This window comes from Halobaculum rubrum (assembly GCF_019880225.1).
Lineage (GTDB): Archaea > Halobacteriota > Halobacteria > Halobacteriales > Haloferacaceae > Halobaculum > Halobaculum rubrum.
Window position 1 is genome coordinate 719,267 of sequence record NZ_CP082284.1, and the last position, 16,310, is coordinate 735,576.

18 protein-coding genes and 1 tRNA gene are annotated in these 16,310 nt (G+C 70.3%); 12 read left to right on the forward strand and 7 right to left on the reverse strand.

Annotation, left to right across the window (positions count from 1 at the left end; translation table 11 throughout):
* Nucleotides 1-37 precede the first annotated feature (37 nt).
* Both K6T25_RS03745 and K6T25_RS03750 read right to left on the reverse strand, forming a co-directional pair.
* Nucleotides 38-817 carry a M48 family metallopeptidase gene (locus K6T25_RS03745; protein ID WP_222916606.1) on the reverse strand — a complete coding sequence of 260 codons (780 nt, stop codon included), beginning with the start codon at nt 815-817 and terminating at the stop codon, nt 38-40.
* 48 nt (nt 818-865) lie between these two features.
* On the reverse strand, nt 866-1,381 hold the full coding sequence (locus K6T25_RS03750) for an NUDIX domain-containing protein (protein WP_222916608.1): 516 nt from the start codon (nt 1,379-1,381) through the stop codon (nt 866-868).
* Between the two features lie 109 nt (nt 1,382-1,490).
* On the opposite strand from K6T25_RS03750, the gene K6T25_RS03755 reads away from it, so the two are divergent.
* The 6 genes from K6T25_RS03755 to K6T25_RS03780 all read left to right on the forward strand — a co-directional run bounded on the left by K6T25_RS03755 (nt 1,491) and on the right by K6T25_RS03780 (nt 7,184).
* On the forward strand, nt 1,491-2,132 hold the full coding sequence (locus tag K6T25_RS03755) for a DUF420 domain-containing protein (RefSeq protein WP_222916610.1): 642 nt from the start codon (nt 1,491-1,493) through the stop codon (nt 2,130-2,132).
* A 93-nt stretch (nt 2,133-2,225) separates the two neighbouring features.
* Entirely contained in the window at nt 2,226-3,572 is a 1,347-nt protein-coding gene (locus K6T25_RS03760; RefSeq protein ID WP_225917799.1) for a M28 family peptidase, read from the forward strand.
* Nucleotides 3,573-3,664: 92 nt separating this feature from the next.
* Entirely contained in the window at nt 3,665-4,390 is a 726-nt protein-coding gene (locus K6T25_RS03765; RefSeq protein ID WP_222916612.1) for an NAD(+)/NADH kinase, read from the forward strand.
* Nucleotides 4,391-4,529: 139 nt separating this feature from the next.
* Nucleotides 4,530-4,982 carry a DUF7313 family protein gene (locus K6T25_RS03770; RefSeq protein WP_222916614.1) on the forward strand — a complete coding sequence of 151 codons (453 nt, stop codon included), beginning with the start codon at nt 4,530-4,532 and terminating at the stop codon, nt 4,980-4,982.
* A 100-nt stretch (nt 4,983-5,082) separates the two neighbouring features.
* Nucleotides 5,083-6,096, forward strand: coding sequence for an NAD-dependent epimerase/dehydratase family protein (locus tag K6T25_RS03775; protein WP_222916616.1), 1,014 nt, complete (start codon nt 5,083-5,085; stop codon nt 6,094-6,096).
* A gap of 95 nt (nt 6,097-6,191) precedes the next feature.
* On the forward strand, nt 6,192-7,184 hold the full coding sequence (locus K6T25_RS03780) for an NAD-dependent epimerase/dehydratase family protein (RefSeq protein WP_222916618.1): 993 nt from the start codon (nt 6,192-6,194) through the stop codon (nt 7,182-7,184).
* Between the two features lie 90 nt (nt 7,185-7,274).
* Here the strand turns inward: K6T25_RS03780 and K6T25_RS03785 are convergent, their stop codons facing one another.
* Nucleotides 7,275-7,970, reverse strand: coding sequence for an HD domain-containing protein (locus K6T25_RS03785; protein ID WP_222916620.1), 696 nt, complete (start codon nt 7,968-7,970; stop codon nt 7,275-7,277).
* Nucleotides 7,971-8,183: 213 nt separating this feature from the next.
* On the opposite strand from K6T25_RS03785, the gene K6T25_RS03790 reads away from it, so the two are divergent.
* From K6T25_RS03790 to K6T25_RS03805, 4 genes are all read left to right on the forward strand, one after another.
* Nucleotides 8,184-9,113, forward strand: coding sequence for an alanyl-tRNA editing protein (locus tag K6T25_RS03790; RefSeq protein ID WP_222916622.1), 930 nt, complete (start codon nt 8,184-8,186; stop codon nt 9,111-9,113).
* Between the two features lie 130 nt (nt 9,114-9,243).
* A complete protein-coding gene (locus K6T25_RS03795; RefSeq protein WP_222916624.1) occupies nt 9,244-9,702 on the forward strand; it encodes a FlaD/FlaE family flagellar protein in 459 nt (152 codons plus the stop codon).
* 2 nt (nt 9,703-9,704) lie between these two features.
* A complete protein-coding gene (locus K6T25_RS03800) occupies nt 9,705-10,778 on the forward strand; it encodes an actin-like salactin (RefSeq protein WP_222916626.1) in 1,074 nt (357 codons plus the stop codon).
* Between the two features lie 7 nt (nt 10,779-10,785).
* Nucleotides 10,786-11,670 (forward strand): hypothetical protein, encoded by an 885-nt coding sequence (locus K6T25_RS03805; RefSeq protein WP_222916628.1) that lies wholly within the window; start codon nt 10,786-10,788, stop codon nt 11,668-11,670.
* Between the two features lie 109 nt (nt 11,671-11,779).
* Here the strand turns inward: K6T25_RS03805 and K6T25_RS03810 are convergent, their stop codons facing one another.
* The 3 genes from K6T25_RS03810 to K6T25_RS03820 all read right to left on the reverse strand — a co-directional run bounded on the left by K6T25_RS03810 (nt 11,780) and on the right by K6T25_RS03820 (nt 15,120).
* Complete coding sequence (locus K6T25_RS03810) at nt 11,780-12,922, reverse strand: CBS domain-containing protein (RefSeq protein WP_222916630.1); 1,143 nt, start codon at nt 12,920-12,922, stop codon at nt 11,780-11,782.
* Nucleotides 12,923-13,185: 263 nt separating this feature from the next.
* Nucleotides 13,186-13,605 (reverse strand): nickel-responsive transcriptional regulator NikR, encoded by a 420-nt coding sequence (nikR, locus tag K6T25_RS03815; protein ID WP_222916632.1) that lies wholly within the window; start codon nt 13,603-13,605, stop codon nt 13,186-13,188.
* 51 nt (nt 13,606-13,656) lie between these two features.
* Complete coding sequence (locus K6T25_RS03820; RefSeq protein ID WP_222916634.1) at nt 13,657-15,120, reverse strand: globin-coupled sensor protein; 1,464 nt, start codon at nt 15,118-15,120, stop codon at nt 13,657-13,659.
* A 313-nt stretch (nt 15,121-15,433) separates the two neighbouring features.
* Here K6T25_RS03820 and K6T25_RS03825 point away from each other — a divergent pair, with 313 nt between their 5' ends.
* Nucleotides 15,434-15,796, forward strand: a complete 363-nt coding sequence (locus K6T25_RS03825; RefSeq protein ID WP_222916636.1) for a response regulator — start codon at nt 15,434-15,436, stop codon at nt 15,794-15,796.
* 82 nt (nt 15,797-15,878) lie between these two features.
* Here the strand turns inward: K6T25_RS03825 and K6T25_RS03830 are convergent.
* Nucleotides 15,879-15,953: transfer RNA gene (locus tag K6T25_RS03830), tRNA-Val, on the reverse strand.
* 103 nt (nt 15,954-16,056) lie between these two features.
* On the opposite strand from K6T25_RS03830, the gene K6T25_RS03835 reads away from it, so the two are divergent.
* Entirely contained in the window at nt 16,057-16,308 is a 252-nt protein-coding gene (locus K6T25_RS03835; RefSeq protein ID WP_222916638.1) for a DUF7120 family protein, read from the forward strand.
* Nucleotides 16,309-16,310: the final 2 nt, after the last annotated feature.

Genomic DNA, 16,310 nt, shown 5'->3' on the forward strand with positions numbered 1-16,310 from the left:
TCGCGAGGAACGGCGGTTCTCGCGACTCGGTCGTCTCTCAGTCGTCTCCGCGAGCCGCGCGCGTCGGCGGCCCGTCGGACGGGTGAGCGCTCCTCGCACCGTCCGGTCGCTCGTCGAGGCGCCGCAGCCGCTCGCCGAGCGGCGGGTGCATCGACAGCGACGCGAGCAGCCGACGGAGGCGACCCCCTGCCGGGGCCGTCCGACCGAGGTGACCACCGGCGGCGAGCCTGGCGAGCGCGTCGCGAAAGTCGTCGCCCGCGCCGCCGGCGGCGACCGCGTCGGCGTCGTACTCGGTCCAGCGCGCGACCCGCACCGAGAGGTACGCAAGCGGGACCGCGAGGACCGCGCCAGCGACCAGTCCCGCGCGTCCGAACAGCGTCGCATCGACGGCCCACGCGACGGCGTACGCGCAGGGGATCCCGACCCTGAGGGGAACGTGCCCTCTGGCGAGGTGTGCGTACTCGTGTCGTACGACCGCCGCGACGCCCTCGGAGTCGAGTTCGCGCAACAGCCCGGTCGAGACGAACACCCGACCGTGACCGGCCGTCAGCCCCGCGGCGTACGCGACAACCCGTCCGTCGCGTCCGAGGACGCCGACGCGGTCGGCCGGGACGCCGGCGCGCTCGACCGCGCGGGCGGCCTCCTCGGGAAGCGCCGCCGGGCGCTCTGCCCGGAAGACGAGCGCCGGGGCGAGGCGAACCCCGAGGAAGCCGACCGCGATGAGCGCCCACAGTTCCCACCAGTCGCCCGCCCACGACAGCGCGGTCGACAGCACGGAGGGAACCGCCGGCGACGACACCGGTGGGAGGGAAAACACACCAGTCGAGTCCGCGTCCGCGAGTGTAGGCTTTTCCCCGGGGTCGGATCACAGCGGGTACTCCGCCACCTCCGGGTACATGAGGTCGTCCGGACGGTCGTGGACCCAGCGGACCGCCGCGATCTCGCCCTCCCGGGGTTCTGGATCGCCGGCGACGTAGTCGGCGTCGAAGGTGGCGATCAGCCGGAACAGGGTCGGCCTGTCGGGGGCGTCGACGGCGACGCGATGGAGCATCACCAGCCCGCGGAGGTCGACCTCGACGCCCGCCTCCTCGCGCGTCTCCCGAACGGCTGCCTCCGCGATCGACTCCCCCGGTTCGTCCTTCCCGCCGGGTTCCGACCACGCCGACTCGCCCTCGTGCCTGACCATCAGTGCGGCGCCGTCGTCGCGGCGGACCCATGCACCGGCTCCGCCGAGGGTGTCGGCGGCGAAGCGTTCCCGGTCCCGCTCCCACTCGGCGGGCGTCACCTCCCAGTGGGGCTCCGCGAGCGGGCAATCGCCCCACTCCTCGCGCAGGCGAGCGATCGCGTCGTCGACGACGGCGCGAGAGGCGTCAGTGACCATGGGCGCCGGTGACGGTCGGGGCCACAAAAGCCCGCCCGTGTCGATCGACGAGGTCGACGCCGGCGCCCGAACCCGAAGACGCAAGTCGGCGCCGCCCCAAACGCGCCCAATGGCAACAGCGGACGCGAGCGGCCCGCTCGGCACCGTGAAAGAGTACCCGCGCGCCACGGTCGCCGTGGTGTCGGCCGTCGGCTACGCGCTCGTCATCGGAACGTTCGCGGGCGTCGTCCCCGACTCGGTGTTCCCGTCGCTCACGCAAGGCGAGGTGAACCTCCTGAGCCACGCCATCGCCGCGGTCAACACCGTGACGACCGCGCTGCTCGTGCTCGGGTGGCGCTGGATCCGCGCGGGCGAGGTGCGAAAGCACGCCGCCGCGATGAGCGCCTCGTTCGGCCTGATCATGGTGTTCCTCGTCATGTACCTCGCGAAGGTCGGCGGCGGCCCGGGCGAGAAACACATCATCATCCGGGAGACCGCGTTCCTCGGCGCGTACGCCGGCGCCGTCGAGGTCGCGTACCTCGCGATGCTCGCGATCCACATCCTCCTGTCGGTGGTGACGGTGCCGGTCGTCCTGTACGCGCTCGTCCTCGGGGCGACCCACACGCCCGAGGAACTCCGCACCGAGACCCCCCACAAGCGCGTCGGCCGGATCGCCGCGGGCACGTGGATCGTCTCGCTCTCGCTGGGCGTCGTCACGTACGTGCTGCTCAACTGGGTGTACGCCTACGAGTTCGTCCGCGTCGCCCGATAGCACGTCGCGGAAGTACTGCCGCACCGTCGATGAGTTCCGGTCCCCGCGGCCGCGTCCCGAACCTCTTTGGTCGAACCCGCGAACCGGACGAGCGTGACGGATCTCTCCGAGCGAACCGACTGGATCGGCGACGTGTTCACGAGCGACGCGGGGTGGGCCCTCCTGGAGAGCCTCGTGGACGTTGGCAACCGCATGGCGGGCCAGCCCGGCGAGCGCGAGGGGCTCGAACTCGTCCGCGACGCCCTCGCCGAGGCGGGCTGTCGCGACGCACGGATCGACGAGTTCGGGCTACAGGGGTGGGTTCGGGGCGAGGCTGCCATCGATGCCGACGGCCGGCCCGAACACTGCATCGCGCTGCCGCGCTCGCCCGCCGGCGAGGTGTCGGGCGAGTTCGTCGACCTGGGCCACGGACTTCCCTCGGACTTCGAGGATGGCGACGTCGAGGGCAACGTCGTGATGGTGTCCTCGGACACGCCCGACGACTTCGACCGCTTCGTCCACCGTACGGAGAAGTACTACTACGCCGTCGACCACGGCGCCGCCGCGTTCGTCTTCCGCAACCACGTGGAGGGGTGTCTCCCGCCGACCGGCTCGGTCGGCACCGACGACGAGCCGATCGGCGATATCCCCGCCGTCGGCGTGAGCGCGGAGGTCGGCGCCAGGCTCGCCCGGCGCGCGGCGGGCGACGCCGTCACCGTCGACGTCGACTGCGAGACGCCCGAGGCCACCAGCGGGAACGCGATGGCCGAGCTCGGTCCCGACACCGACGAAGAGGTCCTCGTCTCCTCGCACGTCGACGCCCACGACATCGCGGAGGGCGCGATGGACAACGGCGCCGGAACCGCCACGATCGTCGAGGTCGCGAACGCGCTCGCGGGGATAGAGGACGAACTGGACACCCGGGTCCGGTTCGTCGCCTACGGCGCCGAGGAGGTCGGTCTCGTCGGCTCCGGCGTCGAGGCCGAGCGCGCCGACCGCGACGCGATCGAGGCGATCGTCAACGTCGACTCCAACGTCTTCGGCCGGACGCTGTCGCTGTCGACGCACGGCTTCGACGACCTGACCGCCGCCGCCGAGCGCCTCTCGGACCGCTTCGACCACCCGGTATCGACCAGCGAGAAGCAGGTCCCCCACAGCGATCACTGGCCGTTCGTGATCCACGGGGTCCCGGGCTACATGGTCTCCGGCGAGACCGAGGGGCGCGGGCGCGGCTGGGGACACACCGAGGCCGACACCCTGGAGAAGCTGGAGCCGCGCAACCTCCGCGAGCAGGCGATCCTCCTGACCGCGCTCGTCGCGGATCTGGCCGACGCCGACACCGACGTGGCCCGCCGCGAGCCGAGCGAGATCGCCGCCGCGCTGGAGGCGGAGGACAAGGCGACCGGGATGAAGGTGATCGGCGACTGGCCGTACGACGACGACGGAATCGTTGTCGAATAGGGACACGCGATCGGGGGAGCGATAGCCGGGAACGCCGTTCCCGCGGGCGATACCCCGTTCGTTAAGTCGGCCCCCGGTCAACCTCCGGCACCATGACCGAGTTCCGCGCGGCGCTGGCGGGCGACGACGGCAGCCTCCGCGAGGCGGTCGAGGCCGCCGGCGGCGCGGTCGTCGCCGGCGACGCCGACCCGGACGCGGTCGTCACCCTGGGCGAGCGCGCGCTCGTCGAGACCGCTCTCGGAGAGCCGTCCGCGCCGGTCCTCCCGGTCGACGCCGGCGACGGGCGACACGCCGTTCGCCGGGTCGACGCGGAGGCCGCGCTGGCCGCGCTGGCCGACGGGCGCGGGCGGACGGAGTCGCGGGCGACGCTCTCGGTGACCGTCGACGGCGACCGTCGAGCTCGGGCGGCGTTGGACGCGACGCTGATGACGGCCGAACCGGCGCGAATCTCGGAGTACGCCGTCAGCGAGGGCGACGACGGCGAACCGATCGCTCGGGTCCGGTCGGACGGCGTCGTCGTCGCGACGCCCGCCGGGTCGAGCGGCTACGCGCGCGCCGCCGGCGGCTCCGTGCTCGCGCCGGGAACCGGCCTGTCGGTTGTCCCCGTCTCGCCGTTCGCGACGACCGCCGACACGTGGGTGCTCGACGACGAGGCGGTGGTGCGCGTCGAGCGCGACGACTGCGACGTGGAGTTGATCCTCGACGGCGAGGCCGCCGGCGTCGTCGCCCCCGAGGTCGACATCCGGATCGCGGTCGACGGCCGCGTTCCGTTCGTTCGAGTGCCGCCGTCGGCCGTCTCGTCACGGGCGCGACGCTGACCCAGTCTGGGGGTTCGGCCTTCGGGGCGGCTCTCGGATCGACCTCTCCCCCATCCCGTTCCCGTCGCCTCGGTTCGCCCCGGCTCACCCCCGCACGGGATTGGAAAGCTTCTAATGAGTCGTGGACCGATTTCCCCCTATGTTACCGTCACCGCTGGAGTTCCTCGTCCCCCTCGGGGCGCTGGAGTCCGTGGCGGGGGTGTTGCCGTACGTCATCCTCGTTGTCGTGCTCGTGAACGTGGTCACCCGGCTGCTCGCACAGCGGAGCTTCGAGCGCGCGGCCGCCGAGGGAGACGACGACGAAGCTCTGAGCCGGTATCTCCCCCACGAGACCGTGAACGTCCTGCTCATCGTGCTGTCGTTCGCGTTCATGATCGTCGAGCCGCACGGCGGGATGGTGCTGTCCGTGCTCGTCCTCGGGATGGTCATCTCGGACTTCTTCGAGTACGAGTCCCGCCGCGTCGAGGCCCGGAACGACCTGGAGATGGACAAGCCCAACAGCGCGATCGTCGCCTCGGTGCTGGTGATCGCGTACGCCGGCTACCAGGCGCTGTTCTTCGTCATCGAGCCGATCTGGAACTCGATCATCTGAGGGGTCGACTCGGCCGTCCGGGACGCCCCCGCGGCTGACCCGCTCGCTCCCCAACCGCCGGGAGGCGAACGACTTTCACTGTTCTCGCGCACGCGAGCACATGCCCAGCTACGACACCGCGCTGTTCGTCGGCGGCACCCGGTTCATCGGCCGGCACACCGTCGAGGCGTTCCTCGACGCCGGATACGACGTCACGACCGTCACACGCGGCGAACACGCCGACCCGTTCGCGGATCGGGAGGGCGTGAGTAACCGGACAGGCGACCGGACCGTCCGCGAGGACCTCGAAGCCGCCCGCGATGCGGTCGACCCCGACGTCGTCGTCGACTTCGTCGCCCTCCACCCCGGCGAGGTACGCGAGGCGACCGACGTGTTCGCCGACGCACGGTACGTGTACGTCTCCTCCGGGTCGGCGTACGTCCCGGGGGACGTGCCGATGCGCGAGGATAAGACAGAACTGCACCCCTGCGAGCCCGAGCAGGAGGAGGACGACGACGCCGGAACCTACGGCCCGCGCAAGGCCGAGGGCGACCGCGTCGTCTTCGCCGCCGCCGAGGCGGGCGTCGAGGCGATGGCCGTCCGGCCGATGCTCGTTCAGGGGCCCCACGACTACACCGAGCGCTTCGGCTATTGGGTGGACCGTGTCGCCGAACACGACGAGGTGCTCGTCCCCGGTGATGGCGGATCGTTGCTCCACCGCGTGTACGTGGAGGACCTCGCCCGGGCGCTCCTGCTCGTCGCCGAGGAGGGCGAGCCCGGCGAGGCGTACAACGCCGCCGACCGGTCGGCGTACTCCCTCGATCGTTCGCTGGAGCTGATCGCCGACGCCCTCGACACGGACGTGACGCCGGTGCACGCGAGCGAACGGGAGCTCGCCGCCCACGACGTGGACCCGGGCGGGTTCCCGCTGTACACGCCCGAGCCGATGCTGGTGTCGACCGGGAAGCTCGCGGCGCTGGGATGGGAGTCGACGCCGCCGGCGGCGTACGTCGCCGAGACGGCGCGGGCGCACGTCGATGCGGGCGTCAGCGGTCCCGAGGAATCGCTCGACCGGGCAACCGAGGAGGCGGTGATCGCGGCCCTGCGCGACGGGAGCGGCGAGGACGACGAATAGCGTCGCGCGTTCACCCGCACCCACCGACCGCGACGAACCGGCGATCCCGCCGGGGGACCGCGAGGTTTTCGGCCGCCGCCCGCGAGGCCCCGCGTATGGCAGACACCGCGCTCGTCGTCGGCGGCACCCGGTTCATCGGGCGACACGTCGTCGAGGACCTGCTCGACAACGGCTACGAGGTCACGATCGTCAACCGCGGGAACCACGAGAACCCGTTCTCGGACGTCGAGGGCGTCGATCACGTCGAGGGCGACCGCCGGAACGACACCGACCTGAAGGCGGCGGCGCTCTCCGTCACGCCGGACATCGTGATCGACTGCGTCGCCTACTACCCCGAGGACGTGCGCGTCGCCACCGACGTGTTCGCCGACGTGGACGGCTACGTGTACATCTCCTCGGGGTCGGCCTACGGCGTCGAGGAGATCCCCAAACGCGAGGGCGAGACCGAACTGTGTGCGTGCACCGACGAGCAGGCGACCGACGACTCCCACGAGTCGTACGGCCCGCGCAAAGCCGAGGGCGACCGCGCGATCGCCGCGGCCGCCGAGGAGGGCGTCAACGCGATGAGCGTCCGCCCGTGCATCGTCTACGGCCCCCACGACTACACCGAGCGGCTCGACTACTGGGTCGACCGCGTGCTGAATCACGATCGCGTGGTCGTCCCCGGCGACGGCCAGAACCTCTGGCACCGCGCGTACGCCGAGGACGTGGCGAGCGCCCTGCGGATCGTCGCCGAGAAGGGCGAGCCCGGCGAGGCGTACAACGTCGGCGACCGCACGCTGGTCACGATGGAGGAGATGGTCGACCTGATCGCCGAGGCCGCCGATACCGACGTGGAGGTCGTCCACGCGGGCGGTCGCGAACTCGCGGCCGCCGATCTGGCGGCGGACGACTTCGTCCTCTACCGCGAGTACCCGCACGTGCTCGACACGACCAAGCTGGCCGCGCTCGGGTGGGAGTCGACGCCGCTCGCCGAGGCGATGGAGCGGACCGTCGCCGAGCACCGCGAGAGCGACCGCGACGGGAGCGAACACGACCCCGGCCGGGAGGCCGAGGAGCGCGTGCTCGGCGTGCTCGACACGCTGTAAGCCGGCGGCGACGCCGCCTGCGACCGGGACGCGACTGCTGCTCACCGCGGACGCGGCGGCGACGCGGTCGCCCGGGCGTCACTCTCGGCGTCAGATCTCGTCGAACTCGCGGTCGTGACTCATCTCGCGCACCTCGTCTTCCAGCCACTCGCGGAACCACTTCACGCGCTTGATGCGCTCGTGGGCGATGGACTCGGCGGTGTCGCTCTCGACGCGCGAGGCGTGCTCGCGGCCGCGCTCCAGCACGCGCTGGACCATCTCGGCGGCGTCCATGTGGGTGCGCGCCTCGTAGCCCATCCGGAGGATCATGAGCGTGGTGCCGTTCGCGCCGACCTTGTCGAGCAGGTCCGCCTCGATGAGACACCGCGTCTCCAGCGGGAGGTCGGACAGCGGCCCCTGGTAGGAGTGGTCCTCGACGGCCGAGCACACCTCCGCGACGAACGACTCGGGGTAGTCGCCGTGCGTCTCGAGGTACTGCCGGGCGACGCGGGCGCCCTCCTCGGCGTGGACGTCCTGCTCCGCCTCCAGCTTCGACACGTCATGAAACAGCGCGGCCACCCGCACCACGTCGGTGTCGGCGCCCTCCTTGGCGGCGATCGTCTCGGCGATCTCGACGACGTTCAGGATGTGGTTGAAGCGGTACTCCGCGGAGTGCCACGGGTACCACCGCATCCGGCCGCCGTCGTCCTCGCTTTCGACGGACGCGGCGAGGTACTCGCGGACGAAGTGCTCCATGTCCGCGACCTCCTCGGCGGTGACGCGCGAGCCCTTTATTTCGACGCCCACTGCGGCCACCCCCTTGACGGATCGAGTTGGGAAGAAACGAATGTCGTTCTCATTACGGAACGATACGGCCTGTTCCGTCCTTAGTCGTTACGACAGGCCGGACTCGGCGAACCGGACCGAGGCGGTCGCCCCCGGACCGCGGATGTCAGTGGTCCGTCGGTCGAGACCGCCGCGTCGCGAACCGCTAAGTGCACCCGTCGCCCACGTCCGGGCGTGACCGATCAGCTGTATCTCGCGGACAGCACCGTCGGCGAGTTCGCGGCGACCGTCGAGCGGTCGCTCGACGAGCGCGTCGTCCTCGACCGGACGCACTTCTACCCGACCGGCGGCGGCCAACCCAACGACACGGGAACGCTCCGGGTGGTCGACGCCGGCGGCGGTGCTGACGGCGCGGACGGGGACGGCGGCGACACCGATAGCGACGCCGGCGTCGACGCGGACGGTGACGACGCGGTCGGCACCGAGTTCGCCGTCACCGACGTGGAGAAGGCGGACACGGTGTACCATCACCTCGACGGCGCGGCGCCGCCCGCGGGCGCTCGCGTCCGTGGCGTCCTCGACTGGGATCGTCGACACGCCCACATGCGGTATCACACCGCCCAGCACCTCCTCTCGGCGGTCCTCCTCGACGAGTTCGACGCCCGGACGGTCGGGAACCAGCTGTACGCCGACCGCGCGCGCCTCGACGCCGAGTACCCGAAGTTCTCCGAGGCCGACCTCGCCGACGTCGAGGCGCGCATGAACGCCCTCGTCGACGACGGGCTCCCCGTGCGCCACTACACGATGGACCGCGAGGTCGCCGAGGCGGAACTCGACGCCGAGCGCACGCGGATCGACCTGCTCCCGAGTTCGATCACGGAGCTTCGGATCGTGGAGGTCGGCGGGACGCGGAGCGGCCCGGGGAACGCGAGCGGGGAGGGGAGCGAGGCCGAACGAAGTGAGGCCTCGAAGCGAACGGGGAGTGAAGCGACCCGTGAACAGACCGACCCGCGAGCAGGCGACGCGGACGACCCGTTCGACCGCACCGCCTGCGCCGGCACCCACGTCGAGAACACCGACGCGATCGGCGAGGTGACCGTCCAGGGCCGGACGACGCAGGGCGGCGAGACGGAGCGCGTCGAGTTCACCCTCGCGGACACCTGACGGCCGAAGCGTCGACCGCGGCCGCTTGCCCCCGCGTTCGGTTTCAGCCGTGATATTCAGGGGGGCACATATTTACGCCGTTTCCGGATAGGTGGTAGCAGCGGCACAGGGAGTGCGGACGAACCAGGACATGCTCAGACCGAGCGATTACGACCCGAAGGAGTTGCGAGCGTTGACGGGAGCGGCGGCGCCGACGCACGCCGACGAGGAACCCGCCCGGTGGACACAGCCGGACGATTACCTCGGTCGAGCGGACGCGCGCGTGCGGGCGGCGCAGGTGGAAGACGCCTTCCTCCTTCAGGCGGCGGCCGGCGGCACGAGTAGGCCCTACCTGCCGAGTCTTCCCGACTCGGTGGTCGGGACCCGACTCGTGCTCGACTGGTTACGCTACCTCGTCGGCGTCGGCGGGCGCGAACGCGCCCGCGAGGCGCTCGCCTTCTATCGGGACGTGGAGTGGCTCGACGAGTCCGTCGAGGACGCCCTCGCGGCGTACCTCGAGGCCTTCGACGACACCGACGGCTCTCGGATCTCCGTCGACCATCACCGCACGAGCCTGCTGTTCGTCGCCCGCCTCGCCGCGCTCCGATAACCATGGCAGCAGAATCCGAACCCGCAGACGACGACAGTTTCGAGTCCAGCAACCCAACCCCCATCGGCGTGAAGCTCGGCTCCACGCGAACCGTGCTTCGGTACCCCGAGGACGCCGACAGCGACGAGCTCACGACGGTGCGAACGCTCACGTGTCTCGCGCTGTACGAGGACGCGATCACGGGGGAGGAGAAGGCCCTGTTCGGGGAGCAGGCCGCCGCAGAGTACCCCGACCGGGTCCAGTATATGCTCCGCTCCGGACTTCCGGAGGACGACGAGCGCGCGGAGCTCGCCGGCCGGTTCTTCCGGGAGCTGCTCTCGGCCAACGGCGTTCCCTCCGACTCGGCGGTCGTGTACGCCATCCCGACGATGGACAACGACGCCGGCCTCGAGAACCTCACCGAGGTCATCGAGTCCTCGGACATCGGCGCCCACACGATGCGCGCGTACCCCGAGTCGCTGTGCGGCGCCATCCCCGCGATGGGCGCCGGGGTCGAGGCCGTCGACGACGTGTTCATCTCGGTGAACATGGGGTCGACGAACCTCGAGGCGTGCGCGTACCGCCGCGGCGACCAGCTCGTCCCGTTCTCCACCGGCTCGGTGACCGGCAACGACGTCGATCGGCGGATCGTCGCCAACGTCGAGGAGGAGACGCAGGGGCGCGTCCACGTCGACCTGACGACCGCCCGCGAGTACAAGGAGGAGCACGGGAACGTCGGGAACTTCGAGCCGTTCTCGGACGTGATCCAGCAGCCCGGCGGCGGCTCCCACGAGTACACCATCGAGGACAGCGTCGTCGACGCCCTCGACTGGTACCTCGACGCCGCCGTGAACGAGGTCGCCAACGAGTTCCTGCCGGAGCTCGCCAACGACTACATGAAGGTGTACCAGCTCTCGCTGAACAACGACATCGCCGTCACCGGCGGGATGGCGTGCATCCCCGGCCTCGCCGAGGAGTTCGAGCGTCGGCTCTGTGCGGAGCTCGACCGCGACGTGAACGTGGTCGTTCCCGACGAGCCCGACCTCGCGGCCGCCGAGGGCGCCCGGCGCATCGCCGAGAAGCTCGCCGGCCAGTAGGGGCCCGATGGGCGGCTTCGATCTCGGGGACGACGGTGACGACGACCACGACCGGCCGAACGACGCCGGCGTTCAGCCCGGCGACGACGGCGCCGGCGACGCCGACACCGTCGTCTCGCCCGCCGAGCCGTCGCCGCTCGAGGACCCCGATTCTCTCGGTTCGACACGTGAGTCCGCCAGCGGCGACGGTGGCGACGACGGATCCGGCACCCCCGTCGCGACCCACGACGCCGCGAGCGACGACGCGACCCCGGGAACCGCGGCGAGCGACGACGCCGACCCGACCCCGGACACCGCCCGGATCGAGCCGCTGTTGTACGCCGGCGAGGAGGTCCGCGCGAGCCTCCCCGTCGCCGACGGCCGCCTCGTCGCGACGACCCACCGCGTGCTCGCACACACTCCCGCGGCCGACGAGCGGGCGACCCTGCGCGCGGTCCAGCGCGTCAACGTGACCGACGTGTCGCCGTCGTCGACCGCGACCGACTGGCTCGTCCGTCCCATCGCGTACACCGTCGTCGGCGGTCTGGCGATGGTTCTGGGCGGATCCGTCGTGTCGTTCGATTCGATGGGCGCGTCGATGCCCGACGCCGCCGGCGCGACCGGCGTCGGCGGGCTCCTCTCGATGATCGGCGGCGTGCTCTCGGCGCTCTCGCTCGTCGACGACGCGCTCCGGGTCGCCGGCGCGCTCTCGCTGTTGCTCGGGGCGGCGCTGTTGGGCGTCTACGCGGCCACCCGCGGCCGGGAGGTCGTCGTCGACACCGAGGGCGACGCCGACACGCTCCGCCTCGACGCCGGCGGCGTCGGCGACGACGCGATCGCGCGGTTCCGTGCGGAAGCCGGGATCGACGACGAGTCGTCGAACGGGACGCTGACGCGGCTGTTCGGTCGCTAGCGCGAGCGCGCGGGCCGTCGGAGAACGCGAGACCGAACCCCGAGCGGCGGCGACGATCACGCCGCCGCCGATTCGCCGTGCTGGGTGTGCGTGTCGGGAGCGCTCCCGCTTACAGCTCGCCGAGCTTCCGGAGGAGCTGGCCGCGGTAGCGCTCGTCGGCGGTGACGCCTTTCACCTCGAGGACGTTGCGCTCCAGTTTGTCGAGCGCGACGTGGAAGGCGTGCTCGGCGCCGTACCCCTCGCCCGAGCCGGCGACCTGGCCGTGCGTGGTGCGCAGGCGGATCTGCGCCTGGATGAGCGGCGTGCCGCGGAGCTTCTCTTTGTGCTCGTGGAAGCGGACGTGCGCGTGAACCACGCGCATCTCCTTGTACTTCTCCGCGACCTGCCCGATCGAGTTGCGGATGTCCTCACGCGAGAGCGTGTCGAGCAGGGCGACGTTCGTCACCTGCACGTCCATCGCGTCCTCCTCGGTGAAGGTGAGCGCGCGGAGCACGTCGGTCTTCGTGAGCACGCCCGCGACCAGGTCGTCGCGCTCCTCGGGCGTGACGACCAGACCGCTGATGTCGTTGTCCATCATCAGCTCGACAGCCTCGCGAACCGACTCGTCCGCGGTGACGGTGTGCACCGGCGAGGACATCATGTCGTACACCGGCAGGTCGAGCATGCGGTCGATGTCGCCGCTGCGGTCGCCGCGCGTCTGTCGGTCGTCGTCGCGGACGACGAAGTCCACGATGTCGTGGGTCGTGAGGATACCCCCCAGGCGGCCGTTCTCGTTGACGACCGGGAGCCGCGAGATACCGTTCTCGCGCAGGCGGTTGATCGCCTGACCGACGTGGGCGTCCTCGAGGACGGTGACGACGTCGGCGGTGTAGATGTCCTCGACCGTCAGCGCGTCGAGGTTGTCGAGGACCGCGGCGAGGATGGCGTCGACGGTGATGATGCCGTACAGCCGCTCGCCCTCGTAGACGGGCGCGATCTTGACGTTACCCTCGACGAGGACGCGCGCGACCTCGCGCACGTCCTCGGTACGGGCTACCTCCGGGGCCGACGTCATCAGCGCCGCCGCCCTCGTGTCGTCGTCGACGCGCGAGTTGATCAGCTCGCGCTCGCCGATGACGCCCGCGTACTCGCCGTCCTCCATCACGATGATACCCTTCGGGTTCTCGCGGTCGAAGATGGAGCGGATCTTTCCGAGTCGTTTGCCCGCGTCCACCTCTACGAACTCCGGCACGGCGATGTCTGAGATATCCATAACTCCATTACGTGGGTACGATCCCCCTTGTATTGAAGCTTGGTTCGGATCCCATCGACTGGAGGTGTGCGGACAGGTATCAATACTCGCAGTTCGATCGGCCGACGGCGACCAGTTCGTGGCGAGACCCCCTGCGAGGATCACTCGACAGGACGGCAGTATCGTGTTCGGGTCAGTTCGGTGACGAGCGCTGGGGCGGGCCGCCGTCGATAGCGGTTATTAACGGAGTCCGCAATCGTCCGCCCCGCTGCCGGACCGATCGATCAGACGATGCCCTCGTCGTCGCCGATGGGCGTGACCGAGTAGTCGACCGTCTTGGTGTCGGTCGTCGCGCGGATCTTCCCGACGAACGTCGAGATCTGCTCCAGGTTCCCCTCCAGGATGAACAGCTCCATGCAGTTGTGGTCGCCGACGTGGCTGTGGAAGTTCGAAGCGACGATGTTCTCGTGCTCGTGGCGCAGTTGCATCATGCGCTCTTCAACGTTGGTCCCCTCGTAGTCGAACACGACGGTGACGATGCCCATCAGCTCGCGGTCCTCGAGCTTGCGGTCCTCGAACTCCCCGAGGAGGTCCCTGGCGGCCTCCCGGAGGAACTCGCTGCGACCGGTGTAGCCGTGTTCCTCGGTGAACTCGTCGATCCGGTCGACGAGGCTGTCCGGCATCGAGACGCTGACGACGCCCATGTAATAACACAGGCCGGTTGAGTTACTAAGCTTTCCGTATCGGCGGTCGGATCAGTCCGTGAGTTGGCCGACGGAGTCGCTGACGCGGTCGAGGCGGTCGCGCTGCTCGTCGGCCGCCTCGGCGATCTCCTCGACGTTCCGGCGGACCGCGGCCGCTTCGGTGCTGGCTTCCTCGACCAGCGAGGCGACCTCCTCGGTCGTCGACGCCTGCGAGTCGGCCGCGCGCGCGACTTCCTCGACGCCGGAGGCCGCCTCCCGGATCGCCTCGGCGATCCTGTCGAGACGCTCCATCGCCTCGTCGACGCGGGCGACGCCGTCCTGGATGCGGTCCTCGGTCCGTTCGAGACTCTCGACGGTGTCCTCGGCGCCGGTCTGAATGTTCTCGACGAGCGACTCGATCTCGCCGGCGCGCTGTTGGGACTCCTCGGCGAGGCTCTTCACCTCGTCGGCGACGACGGCGAAGCCCTCGCCCGCCTCGCCCGCGCGGGCGGCCTCGATGTTCGCGTTCAGCGCCAGCAGATTCGTCTGGTCCGCGATCCCGTCGATGACCGACACGACTTCGTCGATCTCGCCCACGCGCTCGCGGAGGTCGTCGAGGTCGTCGGTCACCTCGTCGGTCGCGTTCTCGATGTCCTCCATCGTATCCCGGGCGTCGCCCGCGGCGTCGACGCCCTCCTCCGCGAGCGTCTCGGCGTCGCCGGACACCTGTGCGACCTGCTCGGCGCTGGCGGCCACCTCCTCGACGTTCGCCGAGAGCGTTCCCACCTCGGCCTCGACGTTCCCCATCCGCTCGGCCTGCGTCTCCGCCAACTCCGCCAGTTCGTCCGCGTTCTCGGCGACGCCGCCGGCGGCGTCGCCGATCTGATCGAGCGGCTCCTCGACCTCCCGGGAGACCTCCTCGGAGAGATCGCGACGGCGGTCGATCTCCGCTTCCATCTGCTCGGCGTAGGAGTCGATGTACGTGTCCATCGCGACCTGCTGGTCGAGCAACAGCAGCTTCAACAACGGGAGCAGGTGGTCGGTGAACCGCGAGAGCGCCTCGTCTCCGGGCGCGTCCTCCTCGACGCCGGCCGCCTCCCGAGCCTCGTCGGCGAGCGCGTCCATCAGCCCCTCGTAGTAGATACTGTATCCGGAGAAGTACACCCGCGGACCGAGGTCGAGCATTTCGTGAAGCTTCCCGACCCGCGCGCGTCGCCGAAAGTAGTCGGAGCCGTAGTTCCCGCCGCCGAGATCGGTCAGGTACTGTCGTTGCGTCCGCTTCAGCGCCTCGATCCCCTTGCTCGACCGGTCGAAGATGGCGTTCGTCTCCTCGTGGTCGGTGAAGTGGTCGTAGAACTCGTCGACCAGTTCCGGCGCGAGATCTTCCAACACCGGTTCGAGCGACGAAAGCGTCTCCTCGTCGCTCGGTGAGAGCCGGCCGAATCGCTTGCGAGCCTCGATGTCCGCGTCGTCGAGGCCGAGTCGGTCGGCCAACTCGCCGCCGTCGACGCCGCGGCGGTCGGCGTCGTCCACCATGAATTCGGACGAGCCGCCGGGCGGTCCGCCGGCGGGCGATCCGTCCGGGGGAGACCCGTCCGCGTCCGCGACGCCCCCGTCCGTCCGCGTCCCCGACTCTCCGCCCCGTTCCGTTCGGTCGTCCGCTCGCCCCGCGTTCTCCCGTGGCTCGGTCGTTCGACCGCTATCGCCGCGCGCGTCGGCTCCGTTCCGTGGTTCCCGCGATCCCATGTGTCCGGGCGTCCCCGACAGAGCAACTTAACCCGAATGTCCCGATTATCACGCCCGGATCCGGCGGGTGAACGCTTATTTGCGGGACGGCGGAGTGTCCGCCATGGCGAGACGGATCCTCATCGTGGACGATTCCGGGTTCCAGCGCACGCTCATCCGAGGGATCCTCGAGGACGACTTCGAGATCGTCGGGGAGGCCGAGAACGGCTCGGAGGCGGTCGCCCTGTTCGAGGAGACGCGGCCGGATCTGGTCACGATGGACATCATGATGCCGGAGGTGAACGGCATCGAGGCGACCAGCGACATCAAGGAGCGCGACCCCGGGACCTGTGTCGTGATGTGCACCAGCGTCGAACAGCGCGACCAGATGCGGCAGGCGGTGAAGGCGGGCGCCGACGGCTACGTCACCAAGCCGGTCGAGGAGGACACGTTGCGGTCGGAAGTCGAGAGCGCGCTGGCGTCGTGACCGCACGACCGGCCCGTTCACATCGAGGCGCCCGTTTCCGTTCGCGCCTCGCGCCGCTCGTCGTCGGTGGACCGCAGAGGAGTGGGTTGGGGCGGATTCGAACCGCCGACCTGCTCCGTGTGAAGGAGCCGTCATAACCGGACTAGACCACCAACCCGCATCACGACGTACCCCGGTCGAACGCTTAAGGCTTGTCGTCCGCCGCGGGACCGGCGGGACCGACCCGAGGATTAATCCCGTCCGACGACGGACCAGCGGGCGTGACGAAGATCGAAGTCGACCTGCCCGACCGAATCGACAGCGAGATCTCTCGCCTCGCCGAGCAGGGGGAGTTCCTCAACCGCAAGGAGGCCATCGAGGACTTCCTCACGCGCGGCCTGCAGGCGTACGACGTAGAAAGCGACGAGGCCACCGAGGGGGAGGCCGACGGCGACCTCTTCACCGACGCCGTCGACGAGCAACAGGACCCCGCCGCCCTCGACGACGACATGGGCGACGAGCCGACGTTCTGATC